General features: G+C 64.2%; 20 protein-coding genes. 12 read left to right on the top strand and 8 right to left on the bottom strand.

All coding sequences use genetic code 11. From position 1 onward, the window contains the following. Positions 1-66 precede the first annotated feature (66 nt). Positions 67-951 (bottom strand): amidohydrolase family protein, encoded by an 885-nt coding sequence (locus IF809_RS07450; RefSeq protein WP_092288720.1) that lies wholly within the window; start codon positions 949-951, stop codon positions 67-69. Positions 952-1,293: 342 nt separating this feature from the next. On the opposite strand from IF809_RS07450, the gene ykgO reads away from it, so the two are divergent. The 3 genes from ykgO to IF809_RS07435 all read left to right on the top strand — a co-directional run bounded on the left by ykgO (position 1,294) and on the right by IF809_RS07435 (position 2,532). Then, entirely contained in the window at positions 1,294-1,419 is a 126-nt protein-coding gene (gene ykgO / locus IF809_RS07445) for a type B 50S ribosomal protein L36 (RefSeq protein WP_006611362.1), read from the top strand. 99 nt (positions 1,420-1,518) lie between these two features. Next, positions 1,519-2,157: a tetratricopeptide repeat protein gene (locus IF809_RS07440; protein ID WP_128968430.1), complete on the top strand. Its 639-nt coding sequence runs from the start codon at positions 1,519-1,521 to the stop codon at positions 2,155-2,157. Between the two features lie 114 nt (positions 2,158-2,271). After that, positions 2,272-2,532, top strand: coding sequence for a hypothetical protein (locus IF809_RS07435; protein WP_462837232.1), 261 nt, complete (start codon positions 2,272-2,274; stop codon positions 2,530-2,532). Here the strand turns inward: IF809_RS07435 and IF809_RS07430 are convergent. Continuing rightward, positions 2,529-2,711, bottom strand: coding sequence for a hypothetical protein (locus IF809_RS07430; RefSeq protein ID WP_128968428.1), 183 nt, complete (start codon positions 2,709-2,711; stop codon positions 2,529-2,531). The two genes, IF809_RS07435 and IF809_RS07430, sit on opposite strands and share 4 nt — an antisense overlap. Before the next feature lie 329 nt (positions 2,712-3,040). Here IF809_RS07430 and IF809_RS07425 point away from each other — a divergent pair, with 329 nt between their 5' ends. Beyond that, the gene (locus IF809_RS07425) at positions 3,041-3,997 is read left to right on the top strand and encodes an alpha/beta fold hydrolase (RefSeq protein WP_462837231.1); all 957 of its coding nucleotides are present in this window, start codon (positions 3,041-3,043) and stop codon (positions 3,995-3,997) included. Positions 3,998-4,069: 72 nt separating this feature from the next. Here the strand turns inward: IF809_RS07425 and cycA are convergent, their stop codons facing one another. Then, positions 4,070-4,465 carry a cytochrome c-550 CycA gene (gene cycA, locus IF809_RS07420; RefSeq protein ID WP_128968426.1) on the bottom strand — a complete coding sequence of 132 codons (396 nt, stop codon included), beginning with the start codon at positions 4,463-4,465 and terminating at the stop codon, positions 4,070-4,072. 231 nt (positions 4,466-4,696) lie between these two features. On the opposite strand from cycA, the gene IF809_RS07415 reads away from it, so the two are divergent. Further along, complete coding sequence (locus IF809_RS07415) at positions 4,697-6,190, top strand: FAD-linked oxidase C-terminal domain-containing protein (RefSeq protein WP_462837230.1); 1,494 nt, start codon at positions 4,697-4,699, stop codon at positions 6,188-6,190. 58 nt (positions 6,191-6,248) lie between these two features. On the opposite strand, the gene IF809_RS07410 is transcribed toward IF809_RS07415, so the two are convergent. Next, positions 6,249-6,587 (bottom strand): putative quinol monooxygenase, encoded by a 339-nt coding sequence (locus IF809_RS07410; RefSeq protein WP_128968424.1) that lies wholly within the window; start codon positions 6,585-6,587, stop codon positions 6,249-6,251. A 223-nt stretch (positions 6,588-6,810) separates the two neighbouring features. Here IF809_RS07410 and IF809_RS07405 point away from each other — a divergent pair, with 223 nt between their 5' ends. The 4 genes from IF809_RS07405 (at position 6,811) to IF809_RS07390 (ending at position 11,222) form a co-directional block, all read left to right on the top strand. Next, on the top strand, positions 6,811-8,049 hold the full coding sequence (locus tag IF809_RS07405; RefSeq protein WP_128968423.1) for an FAD-binding protein: 1,239 nt from the start codon (positions 6,811-6,813) through the stop codon (positions 8,047-8,049). After that, positions 8,046-9,368, top strand: coding sequence for a glycolate oxidase subunit GlcF (glcF, locus tag IF809_RS07400; protein ID WP_453993323.1), 1,323 nt, complete (start codon positions 8,046-8,048; stop codon positions 9,366-9,368). The genes IF809_RS07405 and glcF overlap by 4 nt, the downstream gene beginning before the upstream one ends. A gap of 68 nt (positions 9,369-9,436) precedes the next feature. Continuing rightward, on the top strand, positions 9,437-9,802 hold the full coding sequence (locus IF809_RS07395; protein WP_128968421.1) for a histone: 366 nt from the start codon (positions 9,437-9,439) through the stop codon (positions 9,800-9,802). A gap of 415 nt (positions 9,803-10,217) precedes the next feature. Beyond that, positions 10,218-11,222, top strand: a complete 1,005-nt coding sequence (locus IF809_RS07390) for a TorF family putative porin (protein ID WP_164938892.1) — start codon at positions 10,218-10,220, stop codon at positions 11,220-11,222. 255 nt (positions 11,223-11,477) lie between these two features. Here IF809_RS07390 and IF809_RS07385 read toward each other — a convergent pair whose 3' ends face one another. Then, entirely contained in the window at positions 11,478-13,241 is a 1,764-nt protein-coding gene (locus IF809_RS07385) for an ABC transporter ATP-binding protein/permease (protein WP_128968419.1), read from the bottom strand. Between the two features lie 312 nt (positions 13,242-13,553). Between IF809_RS07385 and IF809_RS07380 the strand changes: the two genes are divergently transcribed. Both IF809_RS07380 and IF809_RS07375 read left to right on the top strand, forming a co-directional pair. Continuing rightward, positions 13,554-15,218, top strand: coding sequence for an L-lactate permease (locus IF809_RS07380; RefSeq protein ID WP_128968418.1), 1,665 nt, complete (start codon positions 13,554-13,556; stop codon positions 15,216-15,218). Positions 15,219-15,355: 137 nt separating this feature from the next. Further along, positions 15,356-15,754 carry an META domain-containing protein gene (locus IF809_RS07375; RefSeq protein ID WP_128968417.1) on the top strand — a complete coding sequence of 133 codons (399 nt, stop codon included), beginning with the start codon at positions 15,356-15,358 and terminating at the stop codon, positions 15,752-15,754. 156 nt (positions 15,755-15,910) lie between these two features. Here the strand turns inward: IF809_RS07375 and IF809_RS07370 are convergent, their stop codons facing one another. From IF809_RS07370 to IF809_RS07360, 3 genes are all read right to left on the bottom strand, one after another. Next, positions 15,911-17,116 (bottom strand): hypothetical protein, encoded by a 1,206-nt coding sequence (locus IF809_RS07370; protein ID WP_128968416.1) that lies wholly within the window; start codon positions 17,114-17,116, stop codon positions 15,911-15,913. 141 nt (positions 17,117-17,257) lie between these two features. Beyond that, positions 17,258-18,889 (bottom strand): chaperonin GroEL, encoded by a 1,632-nt coding sequence (groL, locus tag IF809_RS07365; protein WP_128968415.1) that lies wholly within the window; start codon positions 18,887-18,889, stop codon positions 17,258-17,260. Between the two features lie 117 nt (positions 18,890-19,006). Then, positions 19,007-19,303 carry a co-chaperone GroES gene (locus tag IF809_RS07360; protein WP_014491914.1) on the bottom strand — a complete coding sequence of 99 codons (297 nt, stop codon included), beginning with the start codon at positions 19,301-19,303 and terminating at the stop codon, positions 19,007-19,009. 318 nt (positions 19,304-19,621) lie between these two features. Here IF809_RS07360 and IF809_RS07355 point away from each other — a divergent pair, with 318 nt between their 5' ends. Then, positions 19,622-20,143 carry a hypothetical protein gene (locus tag IF809_RS07355; protein ID WP_164938891.1) on the top strand — a complete coding sequence of 174 codons (522 nt, stop codon included), beginning with the start codon at positions 19,622-19,624 and terminating at the stop codon, positions 20,141-20,143. Positions 20,144-20,354 lie beyond the last annotated feature (211 nt).

Genomic DNA, 20,354 nt, shown 5'->3' with positions numbered 1-20,354 from the left:
ACGTCCGCAGATGGGCGGACATCAGCGCTGGTCGCTGGGACTTTCTCAGATCCCGACAATCTTCCGCTAGATCCCCAAAATCTTCCGCGCGTTGGCCTTCAGCACCTTCGGCCGGATCTCGTCGCGGATCTCGATCTTGGAAAAGTCCGACAGCCAGCGGTCCGGCGTGATGACGGGCCAGTCCGAGCCGAACAGCATCTTGTCCTGCAAAATCGAGTTGATGTAGCGCACCAGGATCGGCGGGAAGTACTTCGGCGACCAGCCGGAGAGGTCGATGTAGACGTTCGGCTTGTGGGTCGCGACAGACAGCGCCTCTTCCTGCCAGGGGAACGAGGGGTGGGCGAGGATGATCTTGAGGTCGGGGAAATCGGCCGCGACGTCGTCCATGTACATCGGGTTGGAATATTTCAGCCGCATACCCATGCCGCCGGGCATGCCTGAACCGACGCCGGTCTGGCCGGTGTGGAACAGCGCGATCGCGCCGCCATTGTTGATCTCTTCATAGAGCGGGTAGGCCATGCGGTCGTTGGCGTAGAAGCCCTGCATGGTCGGGTGGAATTTGAAGCCGCGCACGCCGTATTCCTCGATCAGCTTGCGCGCCTCGCGTGCGCCGAGCTTGCCCTTGTGCGGGTCGATCGAGGCGAACGGGATGAGGACGTCGAGATGGTCGGAGGCGGCCTCGATCATCTCGTAATTGTTGTAGCGGCGGAAGCCGGTCTCGCGCTCGGCATCAACAGGGAAGATCACCGCGGCGATGTTCTTGGCGCGGTAATAGGCCGCGGTCTCCGGCACGGTCGGCGGATGTTTGTTGGGCGACTTGAAGTACTCGGCCATCTGGGCCTGGAAGTCGTCATAGCCGTCGTCGGGATGGCAGCCGCAGGGCTCCTCGGCATGGGTATGGATGTCGATGGCGACGACTTTGTCGATATCAGGCAGCTTCAGCTTCGGCATTTGTGTCCTCCCGACGGGTTGTCAAATTGATTATAGGATATAACGAATTTGGCAAGGCATTGCTGAAGGGGAAACCGCAGGCCGCAAAAGTCTTTGGCGGGATTGGCCTCGGATAGGTCGGATTGGGCCGATCCGGGCTGATCTACTGTGCATGGGGTTGTTTTCACGATTTTGCCTGGGCGGAAGGCGGCAGTTAACATTGACACCACCGCCCGCGATGCCCTAAGAACCGCCCCGTCCCGGGCGGCTGGTCCGCCAGCGGGAAAGATCTCATTTTGCCACATTCGCGCGTGCCGAAACGGGTGTGCCGAACACGGCCTTTCGAACGTCCAGGATTCTGCCATGAAGGTCCGTAACTCGCTGAAGTCGCTGCGCGGTCGCCATCGCGCCAACCGCCTGGTCCGCCGCAAGGGCCGGGTCTATGTGATCAACAAGGTGCAGCGCCGCTTCAAGGCTCGCCAGGGCTAATCGCCCGACTGTTCCGCGCGCCCCGCAAGACCACGGCTCACACGAGTTTGACGCCGCCTTTGCTTTGCAAGGGCGGCTTTGCGCGTTTAGACTTTCACCATGACCGTGAGATTCTGTTTCGCGCGCACCCTGTGTCTGGCCCTCATTCTGGGAGCCGCCGGCCTCGCCCCGGCGCTGGCGCAGGATGATCCGGCTCCGCCGGCGAAGCAGCAGAAGAAGCTGCCGGAGGCCCCGGCCAAGCTGCCCAAGGCCGACCGCACCAAGAACCTCGATTTCCTGTTCGGCGCGCTGAAGGCCGCCCCGGACGAGGACAGCGCCAAGCATGTCGAGGCGCGGATCTGGGCGATCTGGCTGCAGACCCCGAGCGACACCGCGGCGCTGCTGATGGCGCGGGCCAAGGCCGCAGTCGATGCGCAGAAGGTCGACGTCGCGATCAAGCTGCTGGATGCCGTCATCAAGCTGCGGCCCGATTATATCGAGGCCTGGAACCGGCGTGCGACGCTCTACTACATGCAGAACGACTATGCCCGTTCGCTCGCGGACATCCGCGAAGTGCTGATTCGCGAGCCCCGGCATTTCGGTGCGCTCGCCGGGCTCGGCATGATCATGCAGGATGTCGGTGACGAGAAGCGCGCGCTCGAGGCCTATCGCAAAGCGCTGGCCATCAATCCGCATCTCGAGAAGATCCCCGACCAGGTGAAGGCGCTGACCGAGAAGGTCGAAGGTCGCGACATCTAGTCGATATTTCGAGCAGTTGCGGCGCGGACCGATTAACCACGATCGGAAGCACCGGGCCGCAACGACTATTGTCGGCGGCGCCGCAGGTCTACCTGCATGGCAGGAGCAAAAGCCATGAAGCGCTTGATCTTTGGTTGCAGCTTGCTGCTGGCGTCGGGGACGATGAGTCTCGCCGACGGACTGTTCTGGGTGGTCGGCAATCGCGCCACCGGCAAATGCCATATCGTGACCAGCAATCCGGTCATCATCGGCGACATCTGGTTCGGCGACGGGCCCTACAAGTCCAAGGCCGATGCCAAGCTGGCCCGCTCGACCATCCGCGCCTGCCCCGTGCCCACGCCGGACGAGGAAAAGGCCGAGGACGGCGCGGGCTAGTGCAGGGCGCTGGTGCCGCGCTCGGCGAGACCGCGATCGGCGGCTGCGGCGTAGGCCTTTGCGAGCTCGCTCTCGAGGTGCTCGTTGATCAGGAGCAGAGCCCGCACGGCCCCGCGCAAGTCGCCGTTGCAGCTGGCGACGATCTCGTCGATTGCGGTGTCGTTCGATCTGAAGCGCATCGAAAAATCCTCCGGTTCAAACCAGGACAATCCTGCCGGTCTTTCCTGCATCCCCTGAGGTTGCGAGGAGGGATCGGCGCCCATCCGCGTCTAAATGGCGGAACCGACCGTGGCGATTATATGGACAGCGCGATGACGACCGCATGAAGCTGGTCCGAAGCTTGTGCGCATCAAGCAGGGGCCTTGTTTCTGTTGGTTTTTTTATTTTCGATTATGCACATATCCACAGGGGGTGGCATTTCCTGTGGAAGCGCCGAGCTGCCCCGGGCGAAACTGCTGCCCACGTAACTCGTAACTGCGATGTGCCCTGGATCGCCCGGACCCTCTCCATGATCGTGCTCTCAGCCGTGACGGCGCTGGTGCTGCTGGCGCTGGTCACGCAGGCCGGCGTTGTTGCTTTGCAGCGCGCATTTCCGCCGCAGGGGCGGATGGTCGAGGTCGATGGGGCGACGCTGCACGTCGTCGAGATCGGCCCGCGCGAGGCGGGCCTGCCGATCGTGATGCTGCACGGCGCAAGCTCAAATCTCGAAGTCATGCGGCGGCCGCTCGGCGACCTTCTGGCCAGGCAGCACCGCGTCATCCTGATCGACCGTCCCGGCCACGGCTGGAGCACGCGCGCATTGCGGCAGGATTCGACGCCGGAGGTGCAGGCGCGCATGATCGACGCAGCGCTAAGCAAGCTCGAGATCGATCGCGCGATCTTCGTCGTGCATTCCTGGAGCGGTGCGCTCGGCGCGCGGCTGGCGCTCGATCATGCGAGCCGCGTCGCCGGGCTCGTGATGCTGGCGCCGGTGACACATCCGTGGCGAGGCGGCGTCGGCCGCTATAACGAGATCATCGCCACGCCTATCATCGGCCCGCTGCTTGCCTACACCATCACGCTGCCGCTGGGCTATTTCGTCACGGAAACCGGTGCGCGCAACGTCTTCCTGCCGCAGACGATGCCGGACGGTTTCGTGAGGGATTCGGCGACGCCGCTGTTGCTGCGCCCGCGCGAATTCATCGCCAATGCCTTTGACCTGGTGACGCTGAAGGCGTCGGTGGCCGCCCAGGCTGCCCGCTATGGCGAGATCAGACTGCCTGTCACCATCATCGCCGGCGAGCCCGACAAGACGGTGAAAACGGACATCCACGCGCGTCCGTTTGCCGCGACGGTGCCGAACGCAAAGCTGATCGTGCTGCCCGATCTCGGCCACATGGTGCAGAACGCGGTGCCGGATCTGGTGAAGGCGGAGATCGAGACGATGATCGGTCACATCGCCTCGGCACAGGCGGTCGCCGATTAAAACGCGCCAGAAGAAAAGCCAGAGCTTCGGTTCTGATCAGAACCGAAGCTCCAGCGGCCGCTGTTGCGCGGGTTACTGCTTGATTTTTCCGTCCTTGTCGAACTGCGACACATAGGCCCAGAGATTGTTGATCTCGGTCTCGTTCTTGATGCCGGCGAACGCCATCTTGGTGCCGGGGACCTTGGCCTTCGGGTCCTTGATGTATTCCTTGAACTGGGCCTCGTTCCAGGTGATGCCGGAGTTCTTGTTGGCTTCGGAATAGTTGTAATCCGGCGCGGTGCCGGATTTGCGGCCGTCGAGACCGTTGAGCTCGGGCCCAACCTTGTTCTTGGCGCCTTCGCCGATCGCATGGCAGGCCAGGCACTTGTTGAACGACGTCTTGCCGGCTGCGACGTCCTGCGCCATCGCACTGGACGCTGCGGCAGTCATGGCAAGGGCAACCAGCGCGCCGAAAGTCAGTTTTGTCATAGGATGCTCTTCGTCTCTTCCCGGGGGTCAGATGGTGGGTCGTCGTTTTGGCAGGTCCGGTGCAAGTGGACAAGCCGCGAAACTGTGACAGGTTTCCTGCTAGCAGACTTGCCCCAGAGAGAACTTGCGCTGCAACAAAGCAATGCGACCTTTGGACGACCCTACCCAAACGGCGGGAGACATGATTGATTTGCTGGAACAAATTCCAATGCCGGACGAAGGTTTGTTGATATGGCCATCATGATGCCCGCGAGCGACCAGGCGGTGCTGGCGCGCCGCGCGGAGATCGTTGCTGCATTGCGCGCAATCGTGCCCGGCGAGGGCGTGATCGATACGCCTGCCGAGATGCGCGCCTACGAATCCGACGGGCTGACCGCCTATCGGCAGCCGCCGATGGTCGTGGTGTTGCCCGACACGACCGAGCAGGTTTCGCTCGTCCTGAAATATTGTGCCGCGCACGGCATCAAGGTGGTGCCGCGTGGCTCCGGCACCTCGCTGTCGGGCGGCGCGCTGCCGCTGGAGGATGGCGTGCTGCTGGGGCTCGGCAAGTTCAAGCGCATCCGGGAGATCGATTTCGACAACCGCGTCGTCGTCACCGAGCCCGGCGTCACCAACCTGGCCATCAGCCAGGCGGTCGCGCATGCCGGCTTCTACTACGCGCCCGATCCATCCTCGCAGATCGCCTGCTCGATCGGTGGCAATGTCGCCGAGAATTCCGGCGGCGTGCACTGTCTGAAATACGGCATGACCACCAACAACGTGCTCGGTTGCGAGATCGTGCTGATGAGCGGCGAGATCCTGCGGATCGGCGGCAAGGGGTGCGAGAACCCCGGCTACGACCTGATGGGCGTCATCACCGGCTCGGAAGGCCTGCTCGGGGTCATCACCGAAATCACGGTGCGCATCCTGCAGAAGCCGGAGACGGCGCGCGCCCTCATGGTCGGCTTTGCCGAAGTCGAGGCCGCCGGCGAATGCGTGGCCCGGATCATCGGCGCCGGCATCATTCCCGGCGGCATGGAGATGATGGACAAGCCCGCGATCCACGCGGCCGAAGCCTTCGTCCATGCCGGCTATCCGCTCGACGTCGAAGCGCTGCTCATCATCGAGCTCGACGGCCCCAAGATCGAGGTCGACGAGCTGATCAGCCGTGTCGAGGCGATCGCCAATGGCTGTGGCTCCACCACCTGCCAGATCTCGACCTCGGAGGCCGAGCGCAACCTGTTCTGGGCGGGCCGCAAAGCGGCATTCCCCGCCGTGGGCCGCATCTCGCCCGATTATCTCTGCATGGACGGCACCATCCCGCGCGGCGCACTGCCGAAGGCGCTGGCGCGCATCCGCGAGCTCTCGGAAAAATACCAGCTCGGCTGCGCCAACGTGTTTCACGCCGGCGACGGCAATCTGCACCCGCTGATCCTCTATGATGCGAACAAGCCCGGCGAGATCGAGCGCGCCGAAGCTTTCGGCGCCGACATCCTGCGCGCCTGTGTCGAGTTCGGCGGCGTGCTGACCGGCGAGCACGGCGTCGGCATCGAGAAGCGCGATCTGATGCCCGACATGTTCACCGAGATCGATCTCAACCAGCAGCAGCGGCTGAAATGCGCGTTCGACGCGCAGGGCCTGCTCAACCCCGGCAAGGTATTTCCGACCCTGCACCGCTGTGCCGAGCTCGGCCGCATGCATGTCCACGCGGGCAAGCTGGCATTTCCGGATATTCCGCGGTTCTGAAGCCATGGCTGGCTCGCCCTCCCTTGTCTCGTGGGAGAGGGCGAGCCGGCATTGTTCTTCACATCAGCGCGTATTGCGTCCGCTCGCGCCTCGCCAGCAGCGGCAGCGCTTGCCCGGTGATGTGGCTCTTGAAATGCGCGCTCTCCTGATGCGCCTTGAACGCCGCCTCGTCGCGGAACAATTCGTAGAACAGGAACTGGGCCGGGTTGTCCTTGGCGCGGCTGATCAGGAACAGCTTCACGCCGGGTTCGCTTTGAGCCTGTGGGAGGAAGCCGCGCAGGATCTCGGCCACGCGGTCCACTTGCTCGGCCTTCGCTTCCCATTGCGCCACGACCAGAAGACCGCCGCCGCCGACGGCTTGATGGATGGCTTGCTGGGTCATTGCGTGCTCGTTCATGAGGGAACTCCATTGCAGAGGGAACAGTTCGATCAATAACGAAGCTTGCTCGGAAATGATTCGACGGCGATCGAAGCACGATTGTGCCGAAGGAGCCGTGCTCGATTGCCGCCCGCGCTCGCCGGATCGGCGACCGTTCGATGCGTGCACCTCCTTTGGAATGAGGCCGCGAAAGCTCCGCGCGAATTGATTTCCGACGCGAATTTCGCTACCGCCTTTCCCCGTGGATACGCTCAGGGTCAGAGACGCCAAAGACGTCGAAGAGGTGGTGCGCGCGGCGATTGCGAGCGAGCAGCCGCTCGAGATCGTCGGCCGTGGCAGCAAGCGCAGCATCGGGCATGCGATGGCGACCAACGCGGTGCTCGACGTCTCCGCGCTGAATGCCGTCACCTCCTATGAGCCCAACGAGCTGATCGTCACGCTGCAGGCCGGCGCGCCGGTGGCCGACGTGCTGTCCCTGATCGACGCCAAGAACCAGCAATTCGCCTTCGAGCCCGTCAACACCGCGCCGCTGCTCGGCACGTCCGCATCGGGCACCATCGGCGGCATGATCGCCTCCGGCCTGGCCGGCCCGCGGCGGATCAGGGCGGGCGGCGCACGCGATCATCTTCTGGGGGCGCATGCCGTCTCCGGCTTTGGCGACAGCTTCAAGACCGGCGGCAAGGTGGTCAAGAACGTCACGGGCTATGATCTCTGCAAGCTGCTGGCAGGGTCCTGGGGCACGCTGTCCGTCATGACCGAGGTGACGCTGAAGGTGATGCCGAAGCCGGAGGCCGAGCGGACGCTGTTGCTGCGCGGGTTGGATGATGCCGCCGCCAACAAGGCGATGACAGCGGCGCTCGGCTCGCCCTTCGACGTCTCCGCCGCCGCGCATCTGCCGAAATCGGCTTTCCGTGCCAAGACCGAGGGACTTGGCGATGTCGCCGGCGAGGGCGAGGCGCTGACGGTGCTGCGGCTCGAGGGCATCACCGCTTCTGCCGGCCACCGCGCCGGCTCCTTGCGCGAATTGCTGGCGCCGTTCGGAACCGCTGAGGTCATCGAGGATGCCGCCTCCTCCGCGCTGTGGACCACCATTCGCGACGTATTGCCTTTCGCGGCCGGCGGCGCGCTCGGGGCCTGGCCGGTGTGGCGGATCGTCTGTCCACCGGCTTCGGGCGCTGCGCTCGGGGCGCTATTGGCGCGCGAGACGGGCGGCGAGGTCATCTACGATTGGGGCGGCGGCTTGATTTGGGCGGCGATGCCGCCCGCGGGTGATGCGCACGCCGCGGCCGTTCGCCAGCGGACCAACGCGTTCGGCGGGCATGCCACGCTGATCCGGGCGGCCGAGGATGTCAGGCGCGAAGTCGATGTCTTCCACCCGCAAGCACCAGGTGTTGCTGCCCTGAGCGAACGGGTCCGCGCCAGCTTCGATCCGAAATCCATTCTGAACCGGGGACGGCTGACGCGAGGCGCTCCGGCATGAAGACCGAATTCTCACTGGCACAGCTCGCCGACCCTGATATCGCCGAAGCCGACAAGATCCTGCGCGCTTGCGTCCATTGCGGCTTCTGCACCGCGACCTGCCCGACCTATGTCCTGCTCGGCGACGAGCTCGATAGCCCGCGCGGCCGCATCTATCTGATCAAGGAGATGCTGGAAAAGGACCAGGCGCCGACGCCAGAGGTGGTCAAGCACGTCGACCGTTGCCTGTCGTGCCTCGCCTGTATGACCACCTGCCCCTCGGGGGTGAACTACATGCACCTCGTCGATCAGGCCCGGGTCAGGATCGAGCAGCGCTATGAGCGTCCGCTCGCCGAGCGGCTGCTGCGCCGGGTGCTCGCCTTCGTGCTGCCGGATCCGCAACGGTTTCGTATCAGCATGCGGTTGGCGCAGCTTGCCCGGCCGCTCGCTGTCTTCCTGCCGACCCCGCGGCCCTCGGCCACCCCGGGCCTGATCCAGCGCCTCAAGGCGATGCTGGCGCTGGCGCCTGGCCGGCTGCCGGCACCGGGCGCGCTTCCCGGCAGCGTGTTCGCAGCGCTCGGCAAGAAGCGCGGCCGCGTCGCGCTGCTCCAGGGCTGCGCCCAGCAGGTGCTGGCGCCGCGCATCAATCAGGCCGCCATCAATCTGCTCACCCGCCACGGCATCGAGGTCGTGCTGGTCAAGGATGAGCAATGCTGCGGCGCGCTCACCCATCATCTCGGCCACGACGATGATGCGCTGGCGCGGGCTCGCGCCAACGTCAGGGCCTGGCAGAAGGAGGCGGCAGGCGAGGGGCTCGACGCCATCCTGGTGACGACCTCCGGCTGCGGCACGGTGATCAAGGACTATGGTTACCTGCTGCGCGAGGACGCCGCATTCGCAGCCGACGCGGCGCAAGTGTCCGCGCTCGCGAAGGACATCACCGAATACGTCGCTGGTCTTGCCCTCACGCCGAGCACGCAACAGGGCGATGTCGTCGTCGCCTATCACTCCGCGTGCTCGTTGCAGCACGGACAGAAAATCACGGGGCTTCCGAAAGAATTGCTTTCCAAGAATGGATTCGTGGTGAAAGATGTGCCCGAGAGCCATTTGTGTTGCGGTTCGGCGGGGACTTACAACATTCTCCAGCCCGAGCTTGCGGGCCGGTTGCGCGATCGCAAGGTCGCCAACATCGCGAGCGTCAAGCCGGACATGATTGCCGCGGGCAATATCGGCTGCATGGTGCAGATTGCCAGTGGCACGTCAGTTCCGGTCGTACACACGATTGAGCTTCTCGATTGGGCTACGGGCGGGTCGCGGCCGGCATTGAATCCGTCGCGCTGAGCTTTCGTCCGGAGGTGACGGCTGAAGAGCCCGATCGACCATTGTTCGGCGGCAACAGGAGGACCACGATGGCGAAAGCGAGCAAGAAAAAAAGCAAGAAGGCCAAAAAGGCCAAGAAGGTCGTAAGCGCGAAGAAGGCGACGAAGAAGAAGGCGGCCAAGAAGTCGGCGAAGAAGTCCGCCAGGAAATCTGCAAAGAAGGCCGCGCCGAAGAAAGCTGCCAAGACGTCAGCAAAGAAGGCTGCGGCCAAGAAGGCTGTGAAGAAGGCGGCGCCGAAGAAGGCCGCCAAGAAAGCAGCGCCGAAGAAGGCGAAGGCAGCTCCCGCGGCGAAGCCAGCGGCCCCCGTGGCGCCGGCGCCGGAGCCGGCGGCTGAGACGAGCTGGGCGATGCCTTCGTCTTCTGCGGAAGCGACGCCGGCCGAGGGGCAAGGTTAGGCCCGCAGGGGGACAAGCCCAGACCGAACGCCGGGTCTGTCCCCTGATAAGGATCGACAGCGGTAAGGCCGCGGCGGCGACGCTGCGGCCTTTTTGCATGGGCGGCCGATGGCTGCTCGTTTTTGAGTCACTTGATTCGTCGCAGGCGCGCCACGGTGCCCGCGGCTACGTAGTATCCCGGGTCACTTTCTGCACCTTGGCGTGAAAATAATGTGATCGAGAAGCAACACCGGCTGACAACCTTTCGTGGAATCGCCAGAACGCCCAAAAAGGCGGCAGATGCTCGTGTTTTTTGCTTCTCGGTTTAAGTTCCTCCATCCAGATTGGACCAGTTACGAAATTTGCAATCAGGTCGGGCGGCCCCGGGGGGCTTCCGGAGCTCGACCGGGGTCTAGAACTGGTGATGGGGATCGAAATGAAAAAAGTGACTTTGTTGGCAACGGCGCTGGCAATGGTGACGGGTTCGGCTTTCGCGGCGGACATGCCCTTGAAGGCCCTGAAGGCTCCCCCGGCACCCGCCTTTGATCCCTGGGATATCGCCTTCGGCGGCGCGATCATGAACGACTACATCTTCCGCGGCGTGACCCAGTCCAACCACAAGCCGTCGGTCGCCGCCTATTTCGAGCCGCGCTACAACATCAACAAGGACCTCCAGCTGTACGCCGGCGTGTCCGCTGAGAGCATCTCCTTCGCCAACCGCGCTGCGGCCGAAGTCGACATCTACGGCGGTATCCGCCCGACCTTCGGCGCCTTCGCCTTCGATATCGGCGTCTGGGGCTACCTGTATCCGGGCGGAAGCTGCGCCGACAACGTGCTGACCGGCGGCATTCCCGGCGGCGGCGTCTGCCCCGTCAGCACCACGACCATCTTCCTTGCCGACGGCAACGTCATGAAGAAGGACGTCAGCTTCTTCGAAGTCTACGGCAAGCTGAACTACACCATCAACGACAACTGGTCGGTCGGCGTGAACGAGTACTACTCGCCGAACTTCCTGAACTCGGGTGCGTGGGGCAACTACTCCTCGGTGACCGCGAAGTGGATCGCGCCGAGCACGACGTTCGGCGCTTCGGGCGTCGGCATGTATGTGTCGGGAGAGTTCGGCCGGCAGTGGTTCGGCACCTCGGATGCCTTCTACGGCACCGGTGCAGGCACCGTCTTCGCCAATGGCATTCCCTACAAGGACTACAACACCTGGAACGTCGGGATCGGCTTTACCTACAAGGTGTTCACGCTGGATCTGCGTTACTCCGACACCGACCTGAACAAGGGTGATTGCAACGCCTTCACCAGCGCCTTCAACGCTACCGGCACCACCAACGTCACCCCGATCAATCCGGGCGGCGCTGGCTCCAACTGGTGCGGCGCGGCGGGTGTCGCCAAGCTGTCCTTCGACCTGACGGCGATGAGCAACCTGAAATAGGTTTTGTCCCGAGAGTACTTCCGAGGGCGGCAGAGCAATCTGCCGCCCTTTTGTTTTTGAGAAGCTTCTCGTGCCCCGGGCGCAGCGCAGCGCTTCTTCAGCGGTGCGTTGCAAAGCCAGGGCCCAGCCGCTCTGCGGCGTAGCACCAGGGTCCCGGCTCTGCGCCGCAACGCTGAAGGGCGTTGCGGCTCGTCCGGGAACGAGAGCCGGGTCTGGTTCTTCTTCCGTCCCGTTGGCGGGCCGCGCCTTTTCGCCTCAGCGCGCCGCACTCGCCTCCGGCTCGGCCGGCACGTCGCCATGGCCCAGCACATGGATCTCGCCGCTCTCCGCCAGCGCCACCTTGCGGGTGTGGAAAGCATCAAGCGTCGAGCGGTGCCCGATCGAGACGATGGTGGCCTGCGGCAGCCTCTCGGCCAACAGCCGATAGAGCCTCGCCTCGGACAATTCGTCGAGCGAGGCGGTGGCCTCGTCGAGGAACAGGTAGTCCGGCGCATGCAGCAGCGCGCGGGCAAGCCCCAGTCGCTGTTGCTCGCCGAGCGAGAGCATCCGGTTCCAATGGCCGTGCTCGCTGAGCCGTTCGGCGAGGTCGGGCAAGCCGACCGCGATGAGCGCGTCCCGGATCTGGGTTGCCGGGAATGCGCCGGGGGCTGCGGGATAGACCACGGCGTCACCCAGTGCACCCACCGGGAAGTAGGGACGTTGCGGCAGCATCATCAGCTTCGCCTGCGCGGGGACGACGATGGTGCCGGTGCCGAACGGCCAGATGCCGGCGATGGCCCGGAACAGCGTCGACTTGCCGGAGCCCGACGGTCCGGTCACGAGCACGCGTTCCGGCGTCTGGATGGCGAAGCCGTCGGCGGCGACCAGTGGCGTGCCGTTGGGAAGATACACGCAGAGCTTTTCCAGGCCGATATTGCGGCTGCCGCCTGTCGCCTTGAGCTCGATCGTCGCTTCATGCGCCGGCAGGTTTGCCGCCGTGGCGACCGACATTTCGAAGCCGTCGAGGCGGGCGACAATCGCGCGCCATTCCGCGATCGATCGATAGAACGAGACGAAAAAGGACAGCGCATCCTGCACCTGGCCGAAGGCCGAACCGGTCTGCATCATGTCGCCGAGCTGGATGCTCTTGGCAAAGTAGGCGGGCGCGACCACCACGTAGGGAAAGATGGTTGCAGCCTGACCGTAGCTCGCCGTGAAGGCGGTGAGGCGTTTCGTCCGGCTCATGATCGCATACCAGTTGGCGATGACGGAGCCGAAGCGCTGCAGGAGATGGCCTTGTTCTGCGCGCTCTCCTTTCAAAAGTGCAATCTGCTCGGAATTCTCGCGCACGCGGATCAGGTTGAAGCGGAAGTCCGCCTCGTAGCGCTGCTTCTCGAAATAAAGGTTGATGAGCGGCGCACCGATCCAGTGCGTCAGCGCGGTGCCGAGGAGCGCGTAGGCCAGCGCGCACCAGACCAGAAAACCGGGGATGACGATGTCGGTGCCGTAAATGTGCAGCGGCGCCTTGTTGGACAGGCCCCAGAGGATGACGATGAACGAGGCCAGCGTCACGATCGACGACAGCAGGCCGAGGCCGAGGACCAGCGTTTGCTCGACGAAGTTCGTGACGTCGTCGGTGAGACGCTGGTCGGGGTTATCGGCGGCATCGCCCTTCAGCTGCATGCGGTAATGGGTGGCGCCGTCCAGCCATTCGCCGAGATAGTGTTGTGTCAGCCAGCGCCGCCAGCGGATCTGCAGCCACTGGTTCAGGTACAGCTTGTAAACGGCTATCGCGACATAGGTGAAGGCAAGGCCGAGGAAGATCCAGACCTGCATCACGAACTCGTTCAGATCGTAGGCCTGGAGCGCACTGTAGAACCGGTTCTGCCACTGATTGAGCAGCACATTGATGGCGACGAGTGCCAGCTCCATCGCCACGACGACGGCGAGCAGGCCGCGACCGGCCCATTTGTCTTCCGATCGGAAATATGGGCCGGCGATTCGCCAGACAATCGCGAGCGTGGCGCGGATGTTCTTCACAGAGCGGGATCTCCTGCAGGGCTGTGCGCAAATGTCTCAAGCCAAACCATTGAGGCAAGGGCGGAAATCAGTGCACTTAGACTAAAGTCGCAAGTGGTGCAATTTGCGTTGGCTTGTCGCGGCTTGCAACCCTAGCATGGGCCTCAACGGCGCGGGGTGGGGGCCTTCGGGATTTCGCGAGCTTGTGAGCGGACGGGAACCGCTGCATTCGCGAGGAATTCGCGTCCCCTTCGGGGGTTATCGCTCAGCGTCAAGCAGGATCGGCTGTCCACGCGGGCCGCCTGCCGCACACATGCGTGGGGGAGGAAGACCATGTGGAATCAAATCTATGATCCGCTGCACAGCCCGGTGCTGTCGACGATCGCGGCGGCAGTCCCCGTCGTCACACTGCTGGTCCTGATCGCGAGCGGGCGCGTTCAGGCTCACATCGCAGCCGTCATCGCCATGATCGTGACCAACCTGATCACGATCTTCGTTTTCACCATGCCCGCGAACATGTCGATCCGCGCCTCGATCCTCGGCATCGTGACCGGCTTCTTCCCGATCGGCTGGATCGTCCTCAACGTCATCTTCCTCTACCAGGTGACGGTTGGATGCGGCAAATTCGAGCTGCTCAAGCGTGCGATCGGCAGCGTGACCGAGGATCGGCGGCTGCAATTGCTGCTGGTGGCCTTCTCGTTCGGAGCGTTCTTCGAAGGCGCCTCCGGCTTCGGCACGCCGGTCGCGATCACCGGCGCCGTGCTGATCGGGCTCGGCTTCTCGCCGCTGGCGGCCTCGGGGCTCTCGCTGATCGCCAACACCGCACCCGTCGCCTATGGCGCGCTGGGCACGCCGATCCAGGGCCTTGCCTCGGTCACCGGGCTCGATCCCTACATCCTGGGTGCCATGGTCGGCCGGCAATTGCCGTTCTTTTCGCTGATCGTGCCGTTCTGGGTCGTGTGGGCCTTCGCCGGCTGGCGTGGAATGAAGGACGTCTGGCCGGCCATCCTCGTCACCGGCGTGTCGTTCGCGATCCCGCAATTCGTGATCTCGAACTACATCAATCCCTGGATCGTCGATATCGGCGCATCGCTGATCTCGATGGGCGCGCTGATCCTGTTCCTTCGAGTCTGGCAGCCGAAGCAGCTCTGGCTTTCCCCGGCGCTACGCGGCCGCGATGAATCGGCGGCCACCATGGCGGCTGCAAAACCGCTCGACAAGACGCCCTTGACGCAAGGCGAGCTGTTCAGTGCGCTTCTGCCGTGGATCATCGTCTGCATCGTGATGCTGATCTGGGGCAACGGCGCCTTCAAGACCTGGGCGAACGGCATCTTCACCTGGAACTATCCCGTTCCCGAACTGCACCAGATGATCAACAAAATGCCGCCGGTCGCGCCAGGGCCGACAAAGGAAGCGGCCGTGTTCAGCTTCACCTATCTGTCGTTCACCGGCACGGGCATGCTGATCGCGGCGATCATCTCCGGCCTGCTGATGGGCGTCGGTCCCGGCAAACTCGTGGCCGAATATGGCCGCACCATCCGGCTCTGCGCGATCTCGCTGATCACGATCTCGGCGATGCTCGCGATCGGTACGCTGACGCGGCTGTCTGGTGTCGACGCGACGCTCGGTCTCGCCTTCGCCGCAACCGGCGTGCTCTATCCCTTCTTCGGCACGCTGCTCGGCTGGTTGGGCGTGGCGCTGACCGGATCGGATACCTCCTCGAACATCCTGTTCGGCAACCTCCAGAAGATCACCTCCCAGCAGCTCGGCCTGTCGCCGATCCTGATGGGTGCGGCGAACTCGTCCGGCGGTGTGATGGGCAAGATGATCGACGCGCAATCGATCGTGGTCGCCTCCACCGCGACCAACTGGGTCGGCCACGAAGGATCCATCCTGCGCTTCGTGTTCTGGCACTCGATCGTGCTTGCCTGTCTCGTCGGTGTGCTCGTGACCCTGCAAGCCTATGTCTATCCGTTCACGGAGCTCGTCCTGAAGTAGCGAGGCCAGTCCAGGCTTCGAGGCCAATCCCCGCGGGACCGTCCCCGCGGGGATTTTTGTCTCTTGAACCGGCGAACCTTCTCAAAGGCGTTGCCGTCTTATAGAAGACCCGGCAATTCGGTCGGTCGAGAGGTCTGATGGTGTCGTTGAAGCAGGTGGTGTGTGCCGCGGCCGCGGTGCTTTTGATGTGTGCCGTTGCGCATGCGGAAGAGGGCTTTCCCTTCGGCACCGAGATGACGCTGGAGGCCGTACCGCAGCCTGGCTCGAAACGAATCCCGAACATCGAGATCGGTGACCATGGCGAGGTCGTGCTCGAGCTGTGGTGCAAGGGCGGCAAGGGTCAGTTCTCGGTGGCCGGCAACACCGTGATTTTCGTCCCCGGCCCACTTCAGGATCGTTCCTGTCCGCCGGCAAAGGCTCAGGCCGATGACGACCTCGTCGCCGCGCTCGCCGCCGTCGAAACCTGGAAGCGCCAGGGCGACGTGCTCACGCTGATCGGCCCGAAGACGCTGCGGTTTCGCGAGAACGGGAATTAACGTCTGGCAAGCACTGCTCTCGTGTCCCGACAAGGCGCAGCGCACAAGCGCTGCGCCGCAGAGCCGGCACCCAGAGTCGATCCGTGATCGACCGTGTGGCTTATGGCCCCGGCTCTGCAGCGCTGTCGCGCTGCGTCCGGGGCACGAGTACTCAGCTCACTTCCACACCGACTTGTCGGCGTCCCAGCGCTGACCCTTCAGCTCTTTGGCGAGCGCCTCGATCGAGCCGTTGTCGTCGGGCTGATCACCTTCTTCGTCGGCGGTCGCTTCGTCCGAGACGTTGAGCTTTGCGCCGCTGCTCTCGTCGGCCGTGGTGGTCGAGGGGCTGCCGATCCAGACCATCAACTTGTCTGATGCCCCCGGCTTGTCGGCGGAGACGAGGCCCGCGACCTCGATCGTGTCGGTGAGCTCGAGCGCCGGGAAATCCTGGTTCGGCCGCTTGAACACCAGCTTGAGCTTGCCGGTGGCGGCGTTGAAGCTCTGCGAGACCGGCTTGGCCGCAAGCGTCTTGCTCAGCACGCCGGCAATTGCGGTGGCGAGCTTGTCGCGATTGATCTTGTCGCCGTCGCGCCAGTCGGCGGCGGGCAGACGAATGGTGCGGTCCATCTCCGCGATCCCCGCGGTCCAGCCGGCAGCCGTGACACCCGGCATCGCCTTGAATTTCGCGAGCAGCGCGGCCGCGCGCTCCGGATCGACCGACATGTTGATGGTCTGCTCGCCGGCGCGCAGCGCGTCGCAGCCGACGGAGAGACTTGCCAGCGTCACCTCGACGTCCTGGCCCTTGAGGCTCTTCAGGAAGTCGGTCGCGTTCTCCAGCTTGACCTTGACCGCAATCGCCTCCGGCGAGACTTCGGTGAAATCTTTCGGCTGCGGCGTGATGCCGTCGTCGGTGGTCTGGTTGTCCAGAAATTCCTTCTCGCTGAGGTCGGCATTGTCGGGCGACGTCACTTCGGTGACGCTCTGGCCGATGCCGATCTGGCCGCGGAACTCGAAGGTGTCGCCGGTCGGCTTGCGGGTGAGCTTGACCGTCACGGGCGCCTTCGCGCCGATGCTCGTGGTCGTGCCGGTCAGCGTCTGGCCGGAGACCTGGAGGTTGACGACGAAGCGGTCCTTGCGGTCGGAGTTCTTGGCAACGGGGTAGCAGACGTCGAGCACGGCGGCGGTGACCGTCTTGCCCTGCCGCGTCTCCTTCAGGATCACGTCGGCATTGCCGTCCATCAGCCCGTCGATCGAGGTGAAATAGCGCGTCTCCATGCCGCCGGGTGCCGTGGCCTTCGGCGACAGCTTCATCTGGGCGGATACGAGCCCCGGGGACATGACGAGCAGGGTCGCCAGAAGAGCCGTCGGAAAAAGCGCGCGCATTGACGAAATCCTCAAATCAGAATCGGCGCGCCACCGTAGTGGGTTTTGGCCGCCGGTTGAATCGGAAAGCGTGCGGCATGATCGGCAAAAAAGAAGGCCACCCGGAGGCGGCCTTCTTAACATCGTCAGGTGAGGACGGGCTTAGAAGCCGCCCATGCCGCCGCCGGCCGGCATGGCGGGCGCGGCTTCCTTCTTCGGCATCTCGGCGACCATCGCCTCGGTGGTCACCAGCAGGCCGGCCACGGAGGAGGCGTCCTGAAGCGCGGTGCGCACCACCTTGGCGGGATCGATGATGCCCTTCTCGATCATGTCGACATAGTCCTCGCTCTGGGCGTCGAAGCCGAAGGTCTCGGACTTGTTCTCCAGGATCTTGCCGACCACGATCGAGCCCTCGACGCCGGCGTTCTCGGAGATCTGGCGGATCGGAGCTTCCAGCGCCTTCAGCACGATGTTGATGCCGGCCTGCACGTCGGCATTGGCGTTGGTGAGACGGCCCACCGCCTTCTTGGCGCGCAGCAGCGTGACGCCGCCGCCGGGGACGATGCCTTCCTGCACCGCGGCGCGGGTGGCGTTGAGCGCGTCCTCGACGCGGTCCTTCTTCTCCTTGACCTCGATCTCGGTCGCGCCGCCGACGCGGATCACCGCGACGCCGCCGGCGAGCTTGGCCAGGCGCTCCTGCAGCTTCTCACGGTCGTAGTCCGAGGTGGTCTCCTCGATCTGGGCCTTGATCTGGCCGACGCGGGCCTCGATGTCGGGCTTCTTGCCGGCGCCGTTGACGATCGTGGTGTTCTCCTTGTCGATCACCACCTTCTTGGCGCGGCCGAGCATCTTCACGGTGACGTTCTCGAGCTTCATGCCGAGGTCTTCGGAGATCAGCTGACCACCGGTCAGGATCGCGAGGTCCTCGAGCATGGCCTTGCGGCGATCGCCGAAGCCCGGTGCCTTGACAGCGGCGACCTTGAGGCCGCCACGCAGGCGGTTGACGACCAGGGTGGCGAGCGCCTCACCCTCGACGTCCTCGGCGATGATGACGAGCGGCTTGCCCGACTGCACCACGGCTTCGAGCACCGGCAGCATCGCCTGCAGGCCGGAGAGCTTCTTCTCGTGCAGGAGGATGTAGGCGTCCTCGAGCTCGGCGGTCATTTTCTCGGGGTTGGTGACGAAGTACGGGCTGAGATAGCCACGGTCGAACTTCATGCCCTCGACGATGTCGACCTCGGTTTCGAGCGACTTGTTCTCTTCGACGGTGATGACGCCCTCGTTGCCGACCTTCTGCATCGCCTGGGCGATCATCTTGCCGATGGCGGCATCGCCGTTGGCCGAGATGGTGCCGACCTGGGCGACCTCGGAGGAGGCGGCGACCGGCTTGGCGCGCTTCTCGATGTCCTTGATGACGGCGGCAACCGCGGTGTCGATGCCGCGCTTGAGGTCCATCGGGTTCATGCCGGCGGCAACCGCCTTGGCGCCTTCGCGCACGATGGCCTGCGCCAGCACGGTCGCGGTGGTGGTGCCGTCGCCGGCGAGGTCGTTGGTCTTGGAGGCGACCTCACGCACCATCTGGGCGCCCATGTTCTCGAATTTGTCCTCGAGCTCGATCTCCTTGGCGACGGTGACGCCGTCCTTGGTGATGCGCGGCGCGCCGAACGACTTCTCGATGACGACGTTGCGGCCCTTCGGTCCGAGCGTCACCTTGACGGCGTTGGCGAGAATGTCGACGCCGCGCAGCATGCGATCGCGCGCGTCTCCGGAAAACTTGACGTCCTTGGCAGCCATGGTCTGCAATCCCTGTTGTGTCGTGATGTGTCGTAATTGCTATCGTGCGGCGGAATGATGGATGCCCGGACCTGATGATCCGGGCATGGTATTCAGCGGCCGTTCAGGCGGATGGCCCTAGGCCATCACGCCCATGATGTCCGACTCCTTCATGATCAGGAGCTCTTCGTTGTCGATCTTGACCTCGGTGCCCGACCACTTGCCGAACAGCACGCGGTCGCCGACCTTGAGGTCGATCGGAATCAGCTTGCCGGCCTCGTCGCGGCCGCCGGGGCCGACGGCGACGACTTCGCCCTGGGACGGCTTTTCCTTGGCGGTGTCGGGGATGATGATGCCGCCCTTGGTCTTTTCCTCGGCGTCGATACGTTTGACCACGACACGGTCATGCAGCGGACGAAATTTGGACTTAGCCATGACGTTTCCCTTTGGAGGCTCGCTTTTCCGAAAGCAGCGGAAGTGGATGAGGGCGGCGCTCCCGTTCCCCCTCTTCCCGAAGGGCGAACGGCGCGCTTAGCAATCGGTCTTTCCGAGTGCTAATAGTGCGCAGGGGATATGGCTTGGCTGCGATCCTGTCAAGCAAAGGTGGTTAAGCGATTGGTGAGGCGGATATAGGATGGTGGCATTGGAAACTTGTTCGGGGCGCCGGCGTATCAAAGGACGTCATTGCTCCGGCAGCGGTTTTGCGCTTGGCTGCGGGTGGGGTGCGGCCGTGGTCTTGTTCGGGGGAATGCCATGATCAGTTCAGCTCACGCGCGCACGGTCGCCAATCTGGCGGCGGCCTCTTGCCTGGCGCTGCTGCTGGGTGCCTGCGGCGGCGGCATGAGCCTGCCGTCCTTTTCGTCGTCCCAGCCGGCGCCGGAGGCCGAGCCCGGCACTGCGCCGGAAATGCCGGCCTCGATCCGCGCCGACGAGATCGTCGGCCGCTGGGGCCTTGCCTCGTTCCAGAACCCGGCCGATCGCGCCCGCACCGAGGCGGCTGCGCGGGCCCAGTGTAAGAATCCCTACGTGATCGGCGCCGGTTCCTCCGGGGGCGTGATCATGCATCTGGCCGACCAGGCCACGCCGCAGGAACTGCGCCTGAAGGGCTCGCCGAGCGGCAAGAACTATATCGGTCCACCCGGCCCGACGCCGGGCGAGCAGGACCGCGAGATCGTCTCCTTCGACGGCCGCGTCATGATCACCCGCTTCGTCGACAAGGACGCCGCCACGCGGTACGGCAACATGGTCTATGTCCGCTGCGCCCCGCGGGCGTGAGGCGGGTCTCGCTCCAACTACTCGTCATGCGAGCGTAGCGAAGCAATCCATACCGTTTCCGCGGAGGTGGCCTGGACGTCGGTTCGCTTCTCGCAATGACGCCAAAACAAAAAACGCCGGCCCCAAGGCCGGCGTCAGACCGCTGACAAACCCCGTCGATTTTTCGGCGGGTTTTTTGTTTGGAGAAGGCTTGAGGCCGGTTTAGGCCGGA

It is taken from the genome of Bradyrhizobium sp. UFLA06-24 (genome assembly GCF_054967145.1).
This window is presented reverse-complemented; position numbering and strand designations above follow the sequence as displayed.

What these genes read in the sequence shown, in the direction of transcription:
- IF809_RS07450 (WP_092288720.1), bottom strand. Translation starts at nt 951, where the DNA reads ATGCCGAAGCTGAAGCTGCCTGATATCGACAAAGTCGTCGCCATCGAC.
- ykgO (WP_006611362.1), top strand. Translation starts at nt 1,294, where the DNA reads ATGAAGGTCCGTAACTCGCTGAAGTCGCTGCGCGGTCGCCATCGCGCC.
- IF809_RS07440 (WP_128968430.1), top strand. Translation starts at nt 1,519, where the DNA reads ATGACCGTGAGATTCTGTTTCGCGCGCACCCTGTGTCTGGCCCTCATT.
- IF809_RS07435 (WP_462837232.1), top strand. Translation starts at nt 2,272, where the DNA reads ATGAAGCGCTTGATCTTTGGTTGCAGCTTGCTGCTGGCGTCGGGGACG.
- IF809_RS07430 (WP_128968428.1), bottom strand. Translation starts at nt 2,711, where the DNA reads ATGCGCTTCAGATCGAACGACACCGCAATCGACGAGATCGTCGCCAGC.
- IF809_RS07425 (WP_462837231.1), top strand. Translation starts at nt 3,041, where the DNA reads ATGATCGTGCTCTCAGCCGTGACGGCGCTGGTGCTGCTGGCGCTGGTC.
- cycA (WP_128968426.1), bottom strand. Translation starts at nt 4,465, where the DNA reads ATGACAAAACTGACTTTCGGCGCGCTGGTTGCCCTTGCCATGACTGCC.
- IF809_RS07415 (WP_462837230.1), top strand. Translation starts at nt 4,697, where the DNA reads ATGGCCATCATGATGCCCGCGAGCGACCAGGCGGTGCTGGCGCGCCGC.
- IF809_RS07410 (WP_128968424.1), bottom strand. Translation starts at nt 6,587, where the DNA reads ATGAACGAGCACGCAATGACCCAGCAAGCCATCCATCAAGCCGTCGGC.
- glcF (WP_453993323.1), top strand. Translation starts at nt 8,046, where the DNA reads ATGAAGACCGAATTCTCACTGGCACAGCTCGCCGACCCTGATATCGCC.
- IF809_RS07395 (WP_128968421.1), top strand. Translation starts at nt 9,437, where the DNA reads ATGGCGAAAGCGAGCAAGAAAAAAAGCAAGAAGGCCAAAAAGGCCAAG.
- IF809_RS07390 (WP_164938892.1), top strand. Translation starts at nt 10,218, where the DNA reads ATGAAAAAAGTGACTTTGTTGGCAACGGCGCTGGCAATGGTGACGGGT.
- IF809_RS07380 (WP_128968418.1), top strand. Translation starts at nt 13,554, where the DNA reads ATGTGGAATCAAATCTATGATCCGCTGCACAGCCCGGTGCTGTCGACG.
- IF809_RS07375 (WP_128968417.1), top strand. Translation starts at nt 15,356, where the DNA reads ATGGTGTCGTTGAAGCAGGTGGTGTGTGCCGCGGCCGCGGTGCTTTTG.
- IF809_RS07370 (WP_128968416.1), bottom strand. Translation starts at nt 17,116, where the DNA reads ATGCGCGCGCTTTTTCCGACGGCTCTTCTGGCGACCCTGCTCGTCATG.
- groL (WP_128968415.1), bottom strand. Translation starts at nt 18,889, where the DNA reads ATGGCTGCCAAGGACGTCAAGTTTTCCGGAGACGCGCGCGATCGCATG.
- IF809_RS07360 (WP_014491914.1), bottom strand. Translation starts at nt 19,303, where the DNA reads ATGGCTAAGTCCAAATTTCGTCCGCTGCATGACCGTGTCGTGGTCAAA.
- IF809_RS07355 (WP_164938891.1), top strand. Translation starts at nt 19,622, where the DNA reads ATGATCAGTTCAGCTCACGCGCGCACGGTCGCCAATCTGGCGGCGGCC.